Here is a 17,272-nt window from a genome sequence, read left to right as displayed (position 1 = left end):
GAGCGGATCGCGTGTGTAGCGCGGATCACAATTAAACATTAATCATTGAAGATGTCAATGGAAGAGATCGCCAACGCTTCTGTGGTAATCGCACCCGTCAGGCCCGGGCGAGCTTGCGCCCGATGATTTCCTTCATGATCTCGGTGGTGCCGGCGTAGATCGGCCCGCCGCGGCAGTCGAGGTAGTCCTGGGCGACGTCGTACTCGCGCATGTATCCGTAGCCGCCGTGCAGTTGGACCGCGCGCTGGACGACCCGCTGCTGCAGCTCGGTGATCCACCATTTGGCCATCGCCGCTGTCACCTCGTCGAGGGTGCCGTGTGCGGCGTCGAGGATGCAGCGGTCGGTGAAGCACTGCGCGATCTCGATCTCGGTGGCGAGTTCCGCGAGGTAGAAGCGGTTGGCCTGGAAGTCGGCCACTCGCTGGCCGAACGCCGTGCGATCGCAGCTGTACGTCAGGGCCTGGTCGAACGTGCGTCGCATCGACGCCATGGACGTGACGGCCACGCTGAGGCGTTCCTGCGGCAGGTTGTGTCGCAGGTAGCCGAAGCCGTCGTTCAGTTCGCCCAGGACGTTCTCGCGGGGGACGCGGACGTCGTCGAATACGAGCTCGGCGGTGTCCTGGGCGGTCAGGCCGACCTTGTGCAGCGGCCCGTTGCGGGTGAAGCCGGCCGCCCCGTCTTCGACCACCAGCAGGCTCACGCCCTTCTTGCCCGCTGCCGGATCCGTCTTGGCCACGACGATCACGAAGTCGGCGAGCATTCCGTTGCTGATGAAGATCTTGGTGCCGTTGAGGACCAGATCGTCCCCGTCGGGGAGGGCGGTCGTGGAGATCGCGGCCAGGTCGCTACCTGCGCCCGGCTCCGTCATGGCGATGGCGCCGATCTTCTCGCCGGTGCACAGGGGCGTCAGGAACCGGTGCTTCTGCTCTTCGTTCGCCAGCGAGGCGAGGTAGGGCGTGACGAGGTCGTTGATGCCCGCCAGGCCCATCACCACGGCGGGGGCCCCGACGCGGCAGAGCTCTTCGATGACGATGGCGTTGAAACGGAAGTCGTCGATTCCGCCGCCGGCGAATCGTTCCTCGACGTTGATCCCGAGGAGCCCGAGCTTGCCGGCCTGGCGGTAGACGTCCCGGTCGACCTGTCCCGCATCGGCCCAGTCGCGAAGATGCGGGGCCACATCACGTTCGGCGAACCGGCGCACCGTTTCTCGAAACGCATCGTGATCGGCGTCGAAGATGTTCCGTGCCAGTGCAACCGAAGACATGCAAGGTTCCTTTCGTCGGCACACGTGCAACGCACGGGTGCATACCCGAAAGGAACCTATCTATCAATCATTGATAATGTCAATGGTTGAGCATGTCCGGCGGATGAGCGCCGGCGTCAATACCAGTACTTCCGCCCGCCGACCGCGCGGCCCGTCGTGCCCAGCAGCAGTAGCACGAGGCCGATGACGAGGAGGATGATTCCGATCGTCGTGAGGATCGAGATCCCCGCGACGAGGCCGATGACGAGCAGGATGATTCCGAGAACGATCACGGTCTTCCCTCTTTCGGTTGACGGCTTGGAACTACTGACTCGGTTGCGGCACTTCACAATCGATCTTCGGGTTCACACCCGCGTAGTTGAGTGGGCCCGCGATCACGGTGACCGCGATCGTTCCGGCGCTGGCGCAATCGGCCGTCGCGTCCTTGAAGTAACCGCGCTGCCACACGGCAACGGCGCCGATGATCAGCCAGATGATCACGATGAGCGTCACGAGTCGTCCGATACGCATTTCCGACCTCCCGTGTGGGCACCGGCGCCGCGCCGGTGCACGTGACGAACTCGAACGCTATGTCGACGACGTGTCGGTCGGCTTCGCGTGTGCTCCATGGGTATTCGTGGAGTCCGTGCCGTTGGGCCGACCGTTGGCAGGCCCTGTACCCGTGGTTCGCGCATCGGTGGCCCGAGCGTTCGTCGGCCCCGTTCCGGTGGTTCGGGCGTCGGTGGCCCTGGCGTCGTTCGGCGGAGTGTCCGTCGTCTTGACGTCGGGATCGAGCTCGTCGGCTCGCTGCCACTCGTGCTTCAGGTCGTCACGAGACGTGGTCGCCGTGTTCTGGTGCGTCTGCGCATCGACCTGCAGTCTCTTGGCCTCTGCCGCCTTGGCCTCCGCTTCGGCTTGGGCCCTTCTGGCGTTGGCCGCAGTTTCCTCCGCGATGGCCTCGCGCTTCTCGACGACGGACGTCTGCTCCTGCGCCTTCGCGCGGATGCTGTCGGCCTGATGACGGTTGCGCTCGTTCCGCTTGCGTGATGCCGCAACGGCCAGCGCGATCAGGGCGAGAACGACGACGATCGCGACGATGATCCAGATGACAGTCATGGTGTCCATATGGTTACTCCCAGCGGTTGTGTTGTTAAAGTACCCCGCGCCGAAACCCGGCAAACAGACCGAGAGCCAATCGCAATCAACCGTCGAATTTCGGCACGACATTAGGGTGCGAGCATGGAGATCCGCTGGATGCGCGCGTTCCTCGCCGTAGCCGAGGTGTCGAACTACGGCCGGGCAGCCGAGTCGTTGCGCATAGCCCAGCCCGCGGTCAGCCAGCAGATCCAGCAGCTGGAGAGGCATCTCGGAGTGAAGCTGTTCGACCGGGGCACGAGACCGATCCGGCTGACTGCCGCGGGAGAGCAATTTCTCGAGCCGTGCCGGGCCGCGCTGAAAGCCGTTGCCTGGGCCGAGCAGTCGGCGTCCGCGGGCAATCCCGCGGAGGAGGGCCGCGTGCGTGTCGGATTCAGCGGCGCCTACGGACAGTCGAAGCTGCCTCTGTTCGCCCGGACCGCGCGCAAGAGATATCCGAAACTCGAGTTGGTTCTCGACGGGGCGAGACCGAGCGGGCTGATCCTCGACGACATCTATTCCGGCAAGCTCGATCTCGGTTTCGTCTCGGCGGCGCTGTCGCATCCCGAAATTGCGACGAGACTGATCTCGGTCGAGCCTCTGGGTGCGCTGCTCTACGCCGACCACCCACTGGCGAAACGCTCGGAGATCTCGCTGTCCGAACTGCGCGACGATCCGTTCGTCACCAACCCCGCGGCGTCGGGATCGACTCTGCGTCTGGACGTGCTGGCTGCATGCCACGAAGCGGGGTTCACGCCGGAAATCGCGCAGGAAACGTCCGACGGAACGACGCTGACCGCGCTGGTGGCGGCGGGTGTGGGGGTCTCGCTCATTCCTGTCAGTTCCCATCGCGCCGGAGCCGTCGACGCCGTCGTCGTGCCCACGGACGGCGGACGCCACCGAATCCGCGGTGCGCTGGCGTGGGCGGACAGGCCCCGGACGCCGCTGCTCGAGACCGTCCTCGCGCTCGCGGCGGAGATCATGCCGACGATCGACGAGTTCGATAAGTAGTTCTTATCGAAAGTATGCCAAGTTGATCTTGGACTGTGATGAAGGCGTTTGGCAGAGTCGTCGGCGCAGCGGTGGTGTGATCCGCGGCACGTCATCACCTTCACTCCGGTCCGAAAGGTCCTCCCATGAGCGTACGAGCTGGTTCTGCTGCGCCTCCGAACGCGCAGCAGCCTGTCGACACCCCGGCGAGCGTGCCCGCGCGTCAGCCCCGCAAGGCGGCTTTCGCAAGTTTCCTCGGCAGCCTCGTCGAGTACTACGACTTCTTCATCTACGGGTCGGCGGCCGCCCTGATCTTCCCGACGGTCTTCTTCCCGTCGGAGAGTCCGGCGACCGGCACGTTGGCGGCACTGGCGACATTCGGCGTCGGATACATCGCCCGCCCGATCGGGGCCGTCGCGCTCGGACACTACGGCGACCGCATCGGACGCAAGCGTGTGCTCGTCTTCACGCTGGTCCTGATGGGAGTCTCGACGTTCCTCATCGGATGCCTGCCGGGCTTCGGGAGCATCGGGATCGCGGCGCCGATCCTGCTGGTGGTCCTGCGACTCATGCAGGGTGCCTCGGCGGCGGGCGAGCAGAGTGGCGCCAATTCGCTGACCCTCGAGCATTCGCCGGAGGGTTCCAGGGCGTTCTACACCAGCTTCACGATGAGCGGCACCCAGGCGGGGCAGCTCATCGCGACCCTCGTGTTCATCCCCGTCGCCGCGCTGCCCGAGGACATGCTGATGGCCTGGGGTTGGCGAATCCCGTTCCTCGTCAGCGGAATCCTGACGATCGTCGCGCTGTTCGTCCGCCGGACGATGGAGGAGACTCCGGTATTCCGGGAGGCGGAACGCGACAACGATCTGGTCGAGATCCCCGTCGTCGAACTGTTCGAGAACTATCGGCTGCAGATGGTCCGGGTGATCGCCTGCTCGCTCTTCGCCGTGTCGGGCACCATCATGACGGTCTTCGCGCTCGCATACGGCACCGGTGAGGCCGGGCTCGAACGCCAGACCCTGCTGTGGGCGGGCGTCATCGCAAACATCATGCAGCTGTTCGCCATTCCGCTCTGGGCGATGCTGGGAGACAAGATCGGCCGGCGGCCCGTATATCTCGCCGGAATCGTCGGTGCCATCGCCGCGTTCTTCTTCTACTTCGAGGCGATGAGCATCGGTTCCGTTCCCCTGATCTTCGCGGTGTCGGCCTTCTTCGGTGCCGCCGCATCCGGTGTCAGTGGTGTCGGTCCGACGTTCTTCGCGGAAATGTTCGATACCCGAGTGCGGTTCTCCGGCATCGCCATCTCGACACAGATCGGGTTCGCCTTCGCGGGCTTCGCCCCGAGCATCGGCTATGCGCTGCTCGGAACCGGCACGCACGGGTGGATACCGGTGGCGGCTTTCGGCTCCGTCTGCCTGCTGGTGGCCGGTCTCTCGGCGGTGACCGCTCCGGAGACGCGCAGCGTCGCGATCACCGAACTGGGCAAGAAGTAATCGATCCGCGAACCGCCTCGGTGCGGTTCCCCATCACGAGGAGAATCATGAAGCTCGACCCCGACATGTCCGTACTGCTGGACAAGCTGAACGACTGGGACGCCGCCGCAGGTCCCCAGACGACGATCGAAGGCGCACGCAAGCGCATCGAGGAGATGCGTGCCCTCTACTTCGAGCCGGAACTGCTCGAGGTGCGGGAAGTCGAGAACGTCACCATCCCGGGCCCGGCCGGTGGCATCCCCGCCCGGATCTACCGGCCCGACACGGAGGAGCCGACTCGGTCGACCGTCCTGTACCTGCACGGCGGCGGCTGGGTGATGGGCGGCCTCGACTCACACGAGTCGCATGCTCGACGCGTCTGCGCTCGCACCGGCTCCGTCGTCGTCGCCGTCGACTACCGGCTCGCGCCGGAACACCCGTTCCCTGCCGGCTACGACGACTGCCTGGCTTCGCTCCACTGGATCCACGACACCATCGATCAGCTGGGCGGCGACGCGTCCCGAGTCGCCGTCGCCGGAGACAGCGCGGGCGCCAATCTCGCGGCGTCGGTGGCCTTGGCGGCCCGCGACGCGGGACTTCCTCTGCGGGCACAGCTGCTGCTGTACGTGCCGGTGCATCTCGCGAAGCGTTACCCGTCGATGGACGAACTCGCCGAAGGGTATTTCCTCAGGGTGCCTGCGGATGAGGACATGGGGGCCGGCTACCTCGAAGATCGCAGCCTGGCCCTCGACCCCCGTGTCTCGCCGATCGAGGGTGACCTGACGGGGGTGGCACCCGCCATCGTGTGCGGGGCCGAATGTGATCCGCTCCGAGATCACGCCCCCGCCTACGCCGCTGCGCTGGAGGCCGCCGGCGTGCCGGTTCGACTGCGGATCTCCCCGGGCATGCTGCACGGGTACTGGAGCATGGGTGTCGTGCCACGCGCCAACGAACTCGCGGACCAGCTGTGCGAAGAACTGGCGGAGTTGCTCGCGCCGGAGTAGCCCGACATTCCACTACCGTGAACCGCATGAGCGAGTTGCTGGAACGTGACGGTGTGCGCGGACATCTCCACCGCCCCGCGGGTGACGGGGTGGCGGGGCTGGTCCTGACTCATGGAGCGGGAAGTGACTGCGACACAAAGCTGTTGCGTGCAGTGACCGACGGGTTCGTGGAGCGCGGGGTCGTCGTCCTGCGGTTCGATCTCCCGTTCCGTCAGCGCCGCGCGTCGGGTCCGCCGCATCCGTCGACGGCGGCGGAGGACCGGGACGGCATCGCGGCCGCGGTGGTCGTGATGCGGGAGCTGGTGTCGGCGCCGGTGTGGGCCGGCGGGCACTCGTACGGCGGGCGGCAGGCGTCCATGCTCGCTTCGGAGCGACCGGGTCTCGTCGACGCCCTGTTGTTGCTGTCGTACCCGCTGCATCCGCCGGCCAAGCCGGAGAAGCTCCGCACCGAGCACCTGCCCGGTCTCCGCACCCCGTCCGTGGTGGTGCACGGTTCGAAAGACCCGTTCGCGACCACCGGCGAAATGCGGTCGGCACTCGAACTGATCCCCGCACCGACGACGCTCGTCGAACTAGAGGGGGCCCGCCACGATCTGGCCCCGGACAGGTTCCCGGTGGTCGAACGCGCGGTCACGGCCATGCTCGACCTTCTGTAGGGCGGTCGGGGACGGCCACACGCGGTCGGTATGTTCGGTGAATGAGCAACGTGCAGACGGACGCGCCCCGCTGGTTCACCACGGCGTTGGCGTCGCCGGTCGACACCGGCCGGGTCGACGTCGCCGGTGCACAGGTCCACTACCGTGCGTGGGGGCCGTCGGGATCGCCGGGAATCGTGCTCGTTCACGGCGGCGCCGCCCACAGCCGGTGGTGGGACCATGTGGCACCCATGCTGGCCACGGACCGTCGCGTCGTCGCACTCGACCTGACGGGGCACGGCGACAGCGACCGGCGCGCGGAGTACGGCCTGGAGCAGTGGGCGGAAGAAGCCCTGGCCGTGGCGAAGCCGGCGGGTATCTCGGGGGCGCCGGTGTTCGTCGGGCACAGCATGGGCGGCATGGTGTCCTACGTGGCCGCGCAACTGTTCGGCGAGGATCTGGCGGGTGTCCAGCTGATCGATTCGCCCGTCCTCGCCCGCACCCCGGAGGAGGAAGAAGCGCGGAAGCAGCGTGCCTTCGGTCCGAAGAAGGTCTACCCGTCCAGGACCGAGGCGCTCGAGCGGTTCCGGTTCGTCCCGCCGCAGGACACCGCGGTGCCCGCGGTCCTGCGGCACGTGGCAGAGAACTCGATGGAAGAGGTGGACGGCGGCTGGTCGTGGAAGTTCGACTCCACGTTCTTCGCGCGCCACAGCAGCGATCACCTGGGCGGATCCGACCCACACTGCCGCATCGCCTACTTCCGCGCCGAGAACGGCATCGTCACCGACGCCATGATGGACGGCATGCGCCGCCGATTCGGGCCCACCGCTGTGGTGGTCGAGATCCCCGACGCCGGGCACCACGTGATGATCGACCAGCCGCTCGCGCTGGTCGTGGGTATCCGGACGGTGCTCGCGTCGTGGGACGTCGAAGATTCCGTCGCCGGGATGCCGGGCTGACTCAGTCGCCGGATCGGACGGCGGCGACGAACTGCTCGATCAGCGCCGGATCCTTCACACCACGCGAGGATTCGACGCCGCTCGACACGTCGACACCCCACGCGCCGGTCGCGTCGACGGCGGCCCGCACGTTGCCTGGATGAAGTCCGCCGGCGAGGATCCACTCGCCGTCGGGTCGGCTCTGGTTCGCCCAGTCCCAGGGCACGCCTGCCCCGGCGGTCGCTCCGTCGACGAGGATGCGGTCGGCGCCGAAATCGCCCGACGTGTCACCGGCGACCACGGCACGGATCACGCCGAGCCCCGCCTCCCGCAACCGGGCCACGTCGTCGGCGGACTTCAGGTCGTGCACCTGAACGGTTCCGAGACCTGCCGCGGCGGCGACGTCGATCACCTCCGCCACGGGACTCCCCTTGAACACACCCACCGCGACCGTGTGACCGGTGACCCGGCGGACCAGCGGTGCGGCGTCCTCGGGGGAGATCCGGCGGACGCTGTCGGCGAACACGAAACCCACGGCGTCGACGCCGAGGCGCACGACCAGATCGACGGAGGCCTCGTCTCGCAGACCGCACACCTTGATGAATGTCACCCCCGCAATTTTACCGGTCGCTCCGAGTCGCCGACGCAGCGCGGGTTCGCGCTCTAGGCTTCGTGACGTGGAATGGCTCAGCGACCTCAGCGTGATCTCAGGGCCTCTGCCCTGGATCCTCACGGTGATCGGTGTGCTCGGCGGCGTGTGGCTGCTCGCTGCCCGCGCACCCTGGTACCCCAGGAAGGCGATTCCGATCTGCCTGGCCGTGTCGGTGGTCGTCACCGTCGTTCTCTACGTGATGGTCGAGAAGGTGCTCAGGCCGTTCCCCGACCCCATCGAGATTTCCATCTACGTGTGGATCGGTCTGGGGCTCTTCGCGATCGTCCTGCTCGTGCCGAGGATCCGCGCCGGCCGGACGGTGAAAGCCGCCGCCGTGTCGGTTCTCGCGGTGCTCGCCGTGATTCTCGCGTCCGCGACGCAGATCAACCTGGTGTTCGACGCCTATCCCACGGTGGGCACGGCATTCGGGGCGGAGCCGTTCGACCGGGTTCAGATGAACGACCTCGGCAGCGCCGCCGAGAACGTGGTGACGGGAACGCCTCTCGACGCGTCGTGGACCGCCCCGCCCGGAATGCCGAGCGAGGGGCGGGTCCTGACGGCTGCCGTTCCCGGAACGGCGTCGGGGTTCGCCGCCCGCGACGCCGAGATCTACCTCCCGCCCGCCTACTTCGCCAACCCGCGCCCCCTGCTGCCGGTGCTCGTGATGCTGGCCGGTCAACCCGGTTCGCCGGAGGACTGGTTCGCCGGTGGCAAGCTCGCCACCACGATGAACGAGTTCGCCGCGAAACACGGGGGACTGGCCCCGATCGTGGTGGTGGCGGACGGCACCGGCTCGCAGATCGCGAACCCCCTGTGTGTCGATTCGAAGCTGGGCAATGTGGCCACGTATCTGGCGAAGGACGTTCCGTCCTGGGTGAAGTCGAACCTGCAGGTCGACCCGGACCCCAAGGCGTGGGCGATCGGCGGCCTCTCCTACGGCGGCACCTGTTCGCTGCAGATGGCCACCAACTATCCCGACGTGTACCCGACGTTCCTCGACATCTCGGGTCAGGAAGAACCCACGCTCGGTGACCATCAGCGCACCCTCGACGACGGATTCGGCGGTGACGAGGCGGCGTTCAAACGCGTCAACCCACTCGATCTGATGGCGTCGAAGCAGTACCCGGATACGGCCGGGGTCTTCGTGGTCGGCAGCGACGACGACGCCTACAAGCCGGGGGCCCAGAAGGTCTATCAGGCCGCGAAGGACGCGGGCATGGACGTGCAGTACGTGGAAGTGCCGGGCGGGCACAGCTTCGCGGTGTGGTCTGCGGGACTGGAGAAGGAATTGCCTTGGCTGGCACAGCGGTTGGGGCTGATCGGCTCGTAGGTACTCGTCACGGCGGAGAGGGATGGCATGACGGCGGCAGCGCGGGTACTGCGGGTGGGTTCGGCGTTGCCCGACCCGCCGTTCGAGTTCCGGGACGGTGGGGCTCCGGCGGGTTTCGATGTCGAGTTCACGCGGGCGGTCGCGCAGGTGCTCGGCGTCGAATGGGCGCTCGTCCCGTACCGGGGCACCGACTTCAACGGCATCTTCGATGCGCTGGCGGACGGTGAATTCGACTGCATCGCCTCGGGAACCACCGTGACCCCGCAGCGGAGGACGCGCGCGGATTTCTGCGCTCCGTACCTCGTGTCGGGTCAGTCCCTCGCCGTCGACACGTCGCGGCATCCGGGAGTGCGCGGGGTGGACGACCTCGGCGGTCTGACCGTCGGTGTCCAGCACGGCAACACCAGTCAGCCGATCGTGGAGAGGCTGGTCGCGGAGGGCCGCGCGGGCGCGATCCGGGTGTACGCCTACGACCGGATCGGGCAGGCCCTCGACGACCTGTCCTCGGGCGGGTGCGATGCCGTCATGAAACTCGCGCCGGTCCTCACCTGGCTCGCCCGGGACCGCTCGCACGTGGAGGTGGTCGAACGGGGAATCTCGCGTGAGGAGATCGCCGTTGCCGTCCGCACGGGTGATCACGCGCTGCGTGAACGCATCGAGTCGGCGCAGCGCACCCTGGCCGCGGACGGCACCCTCGACCGGCTGAGGTCGAAGTGGCTCGGTATCGGCGAACCGAAAGGCGGCTCGCTCTAACCGGCACACCTGTCCAAGAATAGGAACGTGTTCTATATTTGCGGCAACCGTTTGTCTCTCAGCGACTGGAGTGCCCGGCATGTATGAGTGGTCAGATACCGACCTGATGTTCCGCGACGCGATCCGCGGTTTCATCGACAAGGAGATTCGACCGCACGTCGACAAGTTGGAGACCGGCGAGCTGCCTCCGTTCGACATCATCCGCAAACTCTTCGCCACCTTCGGCCTGGACGAGATGGCCCGTGACGCGCTGACGAAGTCCCTGGACCGCGAGCGCAGTGGGGCCGTGTCCGGCGCGAAGGAAGAGAAGTCCGGCGGCCTCGGCGGTGCGGGCAGCATGGGCGTCATCATGAACGCCGAGTTGGCCGGCGTCAGCCTCGGGCTCGTCGCCTCGCTCGGGGTGAGTCTCGGGCTGGCGGCGGGCACCATCCGCAGTCGCGGGACGCTGGCGCAGAAGGAGCGCTGGCTACCCGGACTGGTCACGTTCGAGAAGGTCGGAGCCTGGGCCATCACCGAGCCCGACTCCGGCTCGGACGCGTTCGGCGGTATGAAGTCGTACGTGCGCCGCGACGGCGACGACTACATCCTCAACGGGCAGAAGACGTTCATCACCAACGGTCCCTACGCCGACGTCATCATCGTCTACGCGAAGCTCGACGAGGGAGACTCGTCCGTCGACCGCCGCGACCGGAAGGTTCTCGCCTTCGTCCTCGACGCGGGCATGGAGGGGCTCACCCAGGGTGCGCCGTTCAAGAAGATGGGCATGAACTCCTCACCCACCGGAGAACTGTTCTTCGACAACGTGCGCCTCACCCGTGACCGTCTGCTCGGCGAGACGGAGGACGGCGGCAAGTCCGACGGCAAGTCCAGTGCGAAGGAGAGCTTCGCGGCCGAACGGATCGGCATCGCGTCGCTGTCGCTCGGCATCATCAACGAGTGTCACCGGCTGTGCGTCGACTACGCCAGGTCCCGCACGCTGTGGGGCAAGGAGATCGCCCAGTTCCAGCTCATTCAACTCAAGCTCGCCGAGATGGAGATCGCCCGCATCAACGTGCAGAACATGGTCTTCAATGCCATCGAGCGCACCGCGGCGGGGGATCAGGTGAGCCTCGCGGAGGCGTCGGCGATGAAGCTCTATTCCTCGCGGGCGGCCACCGAGGTGGCGATGGAGGCGGTGCAGTTGTTCGGCGGCAACGGCTACATGGCGGAGTACCGGGTCGAGCAACTCGCGCGCGACGCGAAGTCGCTGATGATCTACGCCGGCAGCAACGAGATCCAGGTGACGCACATCGCGAAGGGCCTGCTGGCGATGTGATGCGTGGCCCCGGGAACGAATGTCGTACGGCGTACGTTAGTGGGGTGTCGTCAACGAAAGGACACCACCGTGAAGGTCACCGCGAGCGCACTGTCGCTGAACGTCGCAGACCCCAGTGCGTCGGCCGAGTTCGCCAAGTCCCACCTGGGCTTCGTCGAGGAGATGGCCGCCGAGGGCTTCGTGTCACTGAAGCGCGCGGACGTCGGCTTCAATCTGGTCTTCCTGAAGACCGGACTGGAGACCTTCAAGCCCGCGCGGATCGCCGGTGACGCCGGCCAGGGGTTGCTGATCGCGCTCGTCGTCGACGGTATCGACGGCGAATACGACCGACTGCAGGCGGAGGGCGTCCCGATCGTGACGCCCATCGAAACCGAGCCCTGGGGCGAACGCTACTTCCAGATGAGCGACCCCAACGGGGTGATCATCCAGCTGGTCGAATGGATGTAGTGGTCACACCGAGGCGAGAAACGGCTCGACGGCCGCGAGCACCTCGGTGCTCGCGGCCACCGCCGTCGAGTGGTCGAACCCGGGCAGGACCGTCAGCGACGCACCGGGAACCAGTGCCGCCACCCGCTGGGTGTCGCCGATCCGCTCGGCGTCGTTCGAACCGACGAACAACAGGGTGGGGACGGCGATCCCACGCAGGACGTCGTCTTCCACGCCCGGCTCCACACCGGAACGCCGCATGTACGCGGCCAGCGCCTTCGCGTCGTTCGCCATGAACGCCGCCCGGGTGCCGGCGTCGATCGGCCACGCGCGCCGGGCATTCCACTGCCCCAGGAACGCATCCATGCCGTCCCGCTCGAGGACGTCGATGCAGCCCGGGAAGAACAGGCGGTCGAATGCGCCGGCCTGCGGTCGGCTGCTGCCGCCGCCGACGATCAGGCTCTCCAGCCGGTCGGGCGCCCCGACTGCCAAGGCCAGCGCGACCCGGCCGCCGAGCGAATACCCCAGCACGTGCGCGCTCGGAAGATCCAGGTGGTCGAGGACCGCCAGCACGTCGCCGCTGACCAGCTCCATCGCGTACGCATCCTCGTCGTGCGGCTTGTCGCTGCGCCCGTGGCCCCGCAGATCGACCAGGATCAGCCGGTACCGATCACGCAGCGCGGCGACGTAACCGAATCCGCGCCAGATCGCGTGGGAGAGCGCCGTGCCGTGAAGGAGAACGAGCGGCTCTCCCTCGCCGACGGTCTTGTACGCGATCCGGACACCGTCGACGGGATTGGTAGCGTGCTGCACCCGCCCAGTCTGCATCACTCAGAAGTCGCGGCCCTCCGACACCCACTGCAGATCCTCCGAACGCGCACCCTCCACGTGGTCCCTGGCCGAATTCAGCACCGCCAGCTGCGCCGCATCGAGTTCGATACCGAGAGCACCGGCGTTCTCCGTCACCCGTTCCGCACTGCGGGTTCCGGGGATGGGCACGACCGGAAGTCCGAACGCGCGGCCCTGCGCGTAGAGCCACGCCAGCGCAACCTGTGCGGGCGTGGCACCCAGGTCGCCTGCGACCGAATTCACCGCGTCCACCACGCCGAGGTTCCGCTGCAGCGTGCCCGCCGCGAACCGGGGGAGGGTCCGGCGGAAGTCGTTGGGCGCCAGGGTCTCGACGCCGGTGACGGTCCCGGTGAGGAAACCCCGGCCGAGCGGCGAGTAAGGGACGAACCCGACACCCAGTGCGGCCGCCGCCGGCACGATCCGCGCCTCGACGTCGCGGCTCCAGATGCTCCATTCCGACTGGACTGCCGTGATGGGATGCACCGCGTGCGCGGACGCCAGCTCCCCGGCCGTCACCTCCGACAGTCCGAGATGCCGCACCTTGCCCGCCGCCACCAGTTCGGCCATCGCACCGACGGTCTCCTCGATCGGAACCGACGGGTCGGGGCGGTGCAGGTAGTAGAGATCGATCGTGTCGATACCGAGCCGGCGCAGGCTGGCGTCCACCGCCTCGTGAACGTAGGCGCGGTCGCCGCGGGTCGAGGCGCCGCCCTCGCTCCGCTTCCTCGGATCCCCCACAATCCCGAACTTGGTTGCCAGCGTGACTTCCTCGCGCCGATCCCTCAGCAACTGCGCGATCAACCGCTCGTTGTCCCCGGCCCCGTACACGTCGGCGGTGTCGAGGAAACTCACTCCGAGATCCACCGCGTGATGCAGTGTCGCGAGCGCCTTCCCCGGTTCCACCCCGCCGTAGACGGGTGTGAGAGCCATTCCTCCGAAACCCATGTCGGAGACGGTGAGCGCGTCACCCAGGGTTGTCGTACCGATGTCGGTCATGCTTCTCCTCGTCGTTGTCGGGCACGGTCTTCGTCGGTCCCTGCGATGAGGGCCCGGTAGTGATCGACCTTGGTGTCGAGGGCGGCCAGGGCGTCGTCGAGCCTCGCCTGCTGGGCGAGGATGCGTTCGCGGTGCTCGAGCAGTAGCGACAACCGCCGCTCGTGGGTCTCGGCGCCCCCGGTCAGCAGCACCGCGAAACGCTGCATGTCACTGGTCGGCATGCCCGTGGTCCGCAGTTTCACCAGCAGTTCGATGAGCCGCACGTCCCGCTCGCTGTAGCGGCGACGACGGTCCGAACCCCGCGCGATCCTGGGAATCATCCCCTCGCGCTCATACCAGCGAAGGGTGTCCTGCGTGAGGCCCGTGATCGCCGAGACCTCCGAGATGCTCGCGAACGCTCCGGGCGACTGCTCCAACTGGGTGGCCATGACTGAACGGTACGACCTGGAGTGCACTCCAACGCAAGACCCGGGGCGACTGCGTCCCGTCGATCTGTCCGCCCCGAGCGCACGTTTGACGGACACATTGTCGGTTGTCGGCGCCGGCCTGGGCGAACACAGTGCTTCTATGGCAATTACCGAGGGCACCACCAGCGATGCGACCGCTGCCGAACGCGAGTACGGCGACCGCGTCCTGGCCGTCGAACCGGGCGGAAACGAGTTCATTCCGCACGAGGTCCGCCACGGAACTCCACGCCAACTCTTCTGGACGTGGATGTCGCCGAACCTCGAGTTCGCCACGATCTTCATCGGCATCCTGTCCGTGTCGGTGTTCGGGATGACGTTCTGGCAGGCGACGCTCGGGCTCGTCCTCGGGACGGGTCTCGGGGCTGCCGCGCATTACGTCCTGTCCGCGCGCGGTCCCCTGCACGGCGTTCCGCAGATGGTGCTCGGACGCCTCGGCTTCGGGTATTGGGGCAACGCCCTTCCGTCGGCGTTCATGTCGATCATGTGCGGCGTCGGCTGGTTCGCCACCAACAGCGTCAGCGGCGCGTTCGCACTCAACACGCTGACCGGTCTGGCGCCCCTGCCCTCACTGCTCGTGATCGTCGTCGTCCAGACCGTGTTCGCGTTCTTCGGGCACAACCTGGTCCAGGCGTTCGAGCGTTACGCGTTCCCTGTGCTGGCCGTGATCTTCGCGATCACCGCAGTGGTGGTGCTCGCGAAGTCGAACCCGGGCGCGCCCGCGGTCGAGGGTGGTGTCGGCGGAATGGGCGGGTTCCTCCTTACCGTCGGAACGGCGTTCGGCTACGCGGCCGGGTGGACGCCGTACGCCGCCGACTACACCCGGTATCTGCCGGCCACCGTGTCGAGGGTCCGCACCGGGCTGTTCGCCTCGGCCGGGCTGTTCGTCTCGTGTGTCGCACTGTCGGTCGTCGGCGCCGCCTCCGTGACGATCGGCGCACCGTCCTCCGACAACCCGACCGACGCGTTCACCGCGAATCTGCCCTCGGCACTGGCGAATCTGACATTGCTCGCCATTGCACTCGGGGCGGTCGCCGCCAATGCCCTCAACGTGTATTCCGGGTCGATGGCCTTCGTGACCATCGGGCTGAGGTTGCCGCTGAAGACGCAGCGGGCGGTGGTCACCATGATGTTCGGAGTCGTCGGATTCCTCGTGGCGTGGTGGGCGCTCGCCGACGCCGCCGCGAGCTACGAGGCCTTCCTGCTCATCGTCGCCTACTGGATCGGACCGTGGCTGGGCATCATGTTCGCCGACCAGTATCTGCGCCGCGGACAGCGGATCGACACCCTCCTGTACAACCGCGAGTACAGCAACTGGGGTGGTCTGACCGCGTTCGTGATCGCCCTCGTCGGCTCTGTTCTGTTGTTCTCCAATCAGGAGAAGTTCGTCGGCTACGTGGTGCGCGCGGTACCCGAACTCGGCGACATCACGTTCTTCGTCGGCTTCGTGCTGGCCGGAGCGCTCTACCTCGCGATCAACGGTGCGAAGATCTCACGCGGCCAACCTGTTGGCGCACAGGGCAAGTAGCAGCGAACCGTACATCGACGGCGAACCCGGGTCGTATCCGAGGAGGGCCCGGATCCGCTCGAGTCGCTGGTACAGCGATTGCCGGCCGAGATGCAGCGCCGACGCAGAACTGGTGGCGCTGCACCCGTGCCGAAGGTGCACCTCCAGGGTACGGACCAGGTCGCTCGAATGGGTTCGATCCCACTCCACCAGCGGCGCAATGGTTGTCGCGACCATCCGCTCCCTGACGTCGGGAGGTAGCCGATCGAGCGCGAGTTCCGGGGCGAGTTCCCGCGTCGTCGTCACTACCCGCCCCGACAGCCACGACCGCCGGGCAGACATCGCGAGGCGCAGTCCCGAGCGGGCGGTGTGCAGCGCGGTGCCGACGTCTCCGGGAGCGAAGTCGCACGGATCGCCGACCACTACCGTCACTCCGTCGGTGATGTTGGACGCCAACGATTCCTGAAAGCAGTCGACGGCAGTCCCCACCGGGTCGACCACGGGTGCGGGGACCGCGATCAGGCCGAACGTGCTCGCGTGCACCTCCGCACGCAGGCACGGCTGCCCGAGCAGTTTGGCGGCCGAATCCAGCAACCGGGTCGCGATGCGCGAGCCCGGCGAATCGATGGCGACCGCGACCACCCGGTTGCCCGGCGCGGGATGGAACCCCGCCGCGGCGGACCGCACCGTGAGGTCGATCTGCCGAACGTCGTTGCGGTCCAGCAAGTCCGACACCAGCGCGGCCGCGGCGCGCTGCGGACGTCCCGCGAGGCTGCCCGAGTAGGTGAGTGCAAGCCCGAGCGACGCCGTGGACCGTTCGAGTAGCGCACGCAACACGGGCGAGTCCATCGTGGAACCCGGCCCGGCCGTCAACGTCCCCCACACGCCGTCCCGCGAATGGATGGTGGCCGTGACGGTTCCGGCGTCGGCTGCTGCCCAGGCCGCGCGGTCGTCGTCCACGCCGTGCGCCGCGACCAGCGCCCCGCTGCCGCTGGTGACGATCAGCGGGCAGCCGCTCGCCTGGCTGATCCGCTCGAGCAACCGGGCCACCCCGTTGCCTGCCATCAGTTCGGCCTCCAGGACGCGGGACAGTTCGTTCTGGGTCCGCAGGGCCGACACCTCCCGGGAGATGATCTCCGTATTGGCGTTCTGGCAGAGTTCGATGAACGGGACCACTGTCCGTAGCGCGATCAGCGGCAGGTCCAGGGCGGCCGCCTCCTCGATCATGTCGCCCGGAACGGCGTCGAACGTCCGGCCCAACTCGATTGCCACGGCCGCCACATTGCGTTCCCCGACCTCGCGGAGATAGTGCCTGCGGGTGCCGGGATCCACACCGGACAGACCCAGCCCGGTGGTCAGCAGCAACTCGTCCCCGGACAGCAGCGGGCTGATCTCGTAGATTTCACTGGAATGTACCCAGCGCACCGTGCGGCCGAGCTGCGACTTCCCGGCCAGAACCTGCGGGTTCGCGCTGAAGAACTGGTTCCGGAGCAACTCGCGCACGGTCAACGACATCGTCGAACCCTCCTCGGGAGGCGGACAGTCTGTACAGGTTAAGGCCGGT

General features: G+C 67.3%; 19 protein-coding genes. 10 read left to right on the top strand and 9 right to left on the bottom strand.

What is annotated here, in order from left to right; all coding sequences use genetic code 11:
* Nucleotides 1-97: 97 nt before the first annotated feature.
* The 4 genes from couH to AZG88_RS10280 form a co-directional block, all read right to left on the bottom strand.
* Nucleotides 98-1,264, bottom strand: a complete 1,167-nt coding sequence (gene couH / locus AZG88_RS10290; protein ID WP_005243826.1) for a dihydro-p-hydroxycinnamoy-CoA dehydrogenase — start codon at nucleotides 1,262-1,264, stop codon at nucleotides 98-100.
* A 116-nt stretch (nucleotides 1,265-1,380) separates the two neighbouring features.
* Nucleotides 1,381-1,536 (bottom strand): DUF6131 family protein, encoded by a 156-nt coding sequence (locus AZG88_RS52525; RefSeq protein ID WP_005263616.1) that lies wholly within the window; start codon nucleotides 1,534-1,536, stop codon nucleotides 1,381-1,383.
* Nucleotides 1,537-1,567: 31 nt separating this feature from the next.
* Nucleotides 1,568-1,774 (bottom strand): hypothetical protein, encoded by a 207-nt coding sequence (locus tag AZG88_RS10285; protein ID WP_005243822.1) that lies wholly within the window; start codon nucleotides 1,772-1,774, stop codon nucleotides 1,568-1,570.
* 57 nt (nucleotides 1,775-1,831) lie between these two features.
* Nucleotides 1,832-2,368, bottom strand: coding sequence for a hypothetical protein (locus tag AZG88_RS10280; protein WP_005243820.1), 537 nt, complete (start codon nucleotides 2,366-2,368; stop codon nucleotides 1,832-1,834).
* 114 nt (nucleotides 2,369-2,482) lie between these two features.
* Here AZG88_RS10280 and AZG88_RS10275 point away from each other — a divergent pair, with 114 nt between their 5' ends.
* The 5 genes from AZG88_RS10275 to AZG88_RS10255 all read left to right on the top strand — a co-directional run bounded on the left by AZG88_RS10275 (nucleotide 2,483) and on the right by AZG88_RS10255 (nucleotide 7,437).
* Entirely contained in the window at nucleotides 2,483-3,388 is a 906-nt protein-coding gene (locus AZG88_RS10275; RefSeq protein WP_005243818.1) for a LysR family transcriptional regulator, read from the top strand.
* A gap of 125 nt (nucleotides 3,389-3,513) precedes the next feature.
* Nucleotides 3,514-4,860 carry an MFS transporter gene (locus AZG88_RS10270; RefSeq protein WP_061697618.1) on the top strand — a complete coding sequence of 449 codons (1,347 nt, stop codon included), beginning with the start codon at nucleotides 3,514-3,516 and terminating at the stop codon, nucleotides 4,858-4,860.
* Between the two features lie 47 nt (nucleotides 4,861-4,907).
* On the top strand, nucleotides 4,908-5,843 hold the full coding sequence (locus AZG88_RS10265; protein ID WP_061697617.1) for an alpha/beta hydrolase: 936 nt from the start codon (nucleotides 4,908-4,910) through the stop codon (nucleotides 5,841-5,843).
* A 26-nt stretch (nucleotides 5,844-5,869) separates the two neighbouring features.
* Nucleotides 5,870-6,499 carry an alpha/beta hydrolase family protein gene (locus tag AZG88_RS10260; RefSeq protein ID WP_442971709.1) on the top strand — a complete coding sequence of 210 codons (630 nt, stop codon included), beginning with the start codon at nucleotides 5,870-5,872 and terminating at the stop codon, nucleotides 6,497-6,499.
* Between the two features lie 41 nt (nucleotides 6,500-6,540).
* A complete protein-coding gene (locus tag AZG88_RS10255) occupies nucleotides 6,541-7,437 on the top strand; it encodes an alpha/beta fold hydrolase (RefSeq protein WP_061697616.1) in 897 nt (298 codons plus the stop codon).
* 1 nt (nucleotide 7,438) lies between these two features.
* On the opposite strand, the gene AZG88_RS10250 is transcribed toward AZG88_RS10255, so the two are convergent.
* The gene (locus AZG88_RS10250; RefSeq protein ID WP_061697615.1) at nucleotides 7,439-8,026 is read right to left on the bottom strand and encodes a phosphoribosylanthranilate isomerase; all 588 of its coding nucleotides are present in this window, start codon (nucleotides 8,024-8,026) and stop codon (nucleotides 7,439-7,441) included.
* A 67-nt stretch (nucleotides 8,027-8,093) separates the two neighbouring features.
* Here AZG88_RS10250 and AZG88_RS10245 point away from each other — a divergent pair, with 67 nt between their 5' ends.
* The 4 genes from AZG88_RS10245 to AZG88_RS10230 all read left to right on the top strand — a co-directional run bounded on the left by AZG88_RS10245 (nucleotide 8,094) and on the right by AZG88_RS10230 (nucleotide 11,913).
* Nucleotides 8,094-9,398 (top strand): alpha/beta hydrolase, encoded by a 1,305-nt coding sequence (locus tag AZG88_RS10245; RefSeq protein ID WP_061697614.1) that lies wholly within the window; start codon nucleotides 8,094-8,096, stop codon nucleotides 9,396-9,398.
* 27 nt (nucleotides 9,399-9,425) lie between these two features.
* Entirely contained in the window at nucleotides 9,426-10,151 is a 726-nt protein-coding gene (locus AZG88_RS10240) for an ABC transporter substrate-binding protein (RefSeq protein ID WP_061697613.1), read from the top strand.
* Nucleotides 10,152-10,230: 79 nt separating this feature from the next.
* Entirely contained in the window at nucleotides 10,231-11,466 is a 1,236-nt protein-coding gene (locus tag AZG88_RS10235; RefSeq protein ID WP_061697612.1) for an acyl-CoA dehydrogenase family protein, read from the top strand.
* Between the two features lie 69 nt (nucleotides 11,467-11,535).
* Nucleotides 11,536-11,913, top strand: a complete 378-nt coding sequence (locus tag AZG88_RS10230) for a VOC family protein (RefSeq protein WP_005243807.1) — start codon at nucleotides 11,536-11,538, stop codon at nucleotides 11,911-11,913.
* A 3-nt stretch (nucleotides 11,914-11,916) separates the two neighbouring features.
* On the opposite strand, the gene AZG88_RS10225 is transcribed toward AZG88_RS10230, so the two are convergent.
* The 3 genes from AZG88_RS10225 to AZG88_RS10215 are packed head-to-tail and all read right to left on the bottom strand — an operon-like array spanning nucleotide 11,917 to nucleotide 14,165.
* Nucleotides 11,917-12,723, bottom strand: a complete 807-nt coding sequence (locus tag AZG88_RS10225; RefSeq protein WP_082833275.1) for an alpha/beta fold hydrolase — start codon at nucleotides 12,721-12,723, stop codon at nucleotides 11,917-11,919.
* Nucleotides 12,724-13,737 (bottom strand): aldo/keto reductase, encoded by a 1,014-nt coding sequence (locus AZG88_RS10220; protein ID WP_061697611.1) that lies wholly within the window; start codon nucleotides 13,735-13,737, stop codon nucleotides 12,724-12,726.
* Nucleotides 13,734-14,165: a MerR family transcriptional regulator gene (locus tag AZG88_RS10215; protein ID WP_025431959.1), complete on the bottom strand. Its 432-nt coding sequence runs from the start codon at nucleotides 14,163-14,165 to the stop codon at nucleotides 13,734-13,736. Before AZG88_RS10215 ends, AZG88_RS10220 begins: the two co-directional genes overlap by 4 nt.
* Before the next feature lie 139 nt (nucleotides 14,166-14,304).
* Here AZG88_RS10215 and AZG88_RS10210 point away from each other — a divergent pair, with 139 nt between their 5' ends.
* Nucleotides 14,305-15,729: a purine-cytosine permease family protein gene (locus AZG88_RS10210; protein WP_061697610.1), complete on the top strand. Its 1,425-nt coding sequence runs from the start codon at nucleotides 14,305-14,307 to the stop codon at nucleotides 15,727-15,729.
* Here the strand turns inward: AZG88_RS10210 and AZG88_RS10205 are convergent.
* The gene (locus AZG88_RS10205; protein WP_061697609.1) at nucleotides 15,694-17,223 is read right to left on the bottom strand and encodes a PucR family transcriptional regulator; all 1,530 of its coding nucleotides are present in this window, start codon (nucleotides 17,221-17,223) and stop codon (nucleotides 15,694-15,696) included. The genes AZG88_RS10210 and AZG88_RS10205 overlap by 36 nt on opposite strands.
* Nucleotides 17,224-17,272 lie beyond the last annotated feature (49 nt).

This window comes from Rhodococcus sp. LB1, assembly GCF_001583455.1.
GTDB classification, from domain to species: domain Bacteria; phylum Actinomycetota; class Actinomycetes; order Mycobacteriales; family Mycobacteriaceae; genus Rhodococcus_F; species Rhodococcus_F opacus.
This window is presented reverse-complemented; position numbering and strand designations above follow the sequence as displayed.

Coding starts and splice junctions, on each gene's coding strand:
- AZG88_RS10210 (WP_061697610.1), top strand. CDS start 14,305: ATGGCAATTACCGAGGGCACCACCAGCGATGCGACCGCTGCCGAACGC.
- AZG88_RS10285 (WP_005243822.1), bottom strand. CDS start 1,774: ATGCGTATCGGACGACTCGTGACGCTCATCGTGATCATCTGGCTGATC.
- AZG88_RS10280 (WP_005243820.1), bottom strand. CDS start 2,368: ATGGACACCATGACTGTCATCTGGATCATCGTCGCGATCGTCGTCGTT.
- AZG88_RS10205 (WP_061697609.1), bottom strand. CDS start 17,223: ATGTCGTTGACCGTGCGCGAGTTGCTCCGGAACCAGTTCTTCAGCGCG.
- AZG88_RS10255 (WP_061697616.1), top strand. CDS start 6,541: ATGAGCAACGTGCAGACGGACGCGCCCCGCTGGTTCACCACGGCGTTG.
- AZG88_RS10240 (WP_061697613.1), top strand. CDS start 9,426: ATGACGGCGGCAGCGCGGGTACTGCGGGTGGGTTCGGCGTTGCCCGAC.
- AZG88_RS10265 (WP_061697617.1), top strand. CDS start 4,908: ATGAAGCTCGACCCCGACATGTCCGTACTGCTGGACAAGCTGAACGAC.
- AZG88_RS10270 (WP_061697618.1), top strand. CDS start 3,514: ATGAGCGTACGAGCTGGTTCTGCTGCGCCTCCGAACGCGCAGCAGCCT.
- couH (WP_005243826.1), bottom strand. CDS start 1,264: ATGTCTTCGGTTGCACTGGCACGGAACATCTTCGACGCCGATCACGAT.
- AZG88_RS10220 (WP_061697611.1), bottom strand. CDS start 13,737: ATGACCGACATCGGTACGACAACCCTGGGTGACGCGCTCACCGTCTCC.
- AZG88_RS10215 (WP_025431959.1), bottom strand. CDS start 14,165: ATGGCCACCCAGTTGGAGCAGTCGCCCGGAGCGTTCGCGAGCATCTCG.
- AZG88_RS10275 (WP_005243818.1), top strand. CDS start 2,483: ATGGAGATCCGCTGGATGCGCGCGTTCCTCGCCGTAGCCGAGGTGTCG.
- AZG88_RS10260 (WP_442971709.1), top strand. CDS start 5,870: ATGAGCGAGTTGCTGGAACGTGACGGTGTGCGCGGACATCTCCACCGC.
- AZG88_RS10235 (WP_061697612.1), top strand. CDS start 10,231: ATGTATGAGTGGTCAGATACCGACCTGATGTTCCGCGACGCGATCCGC.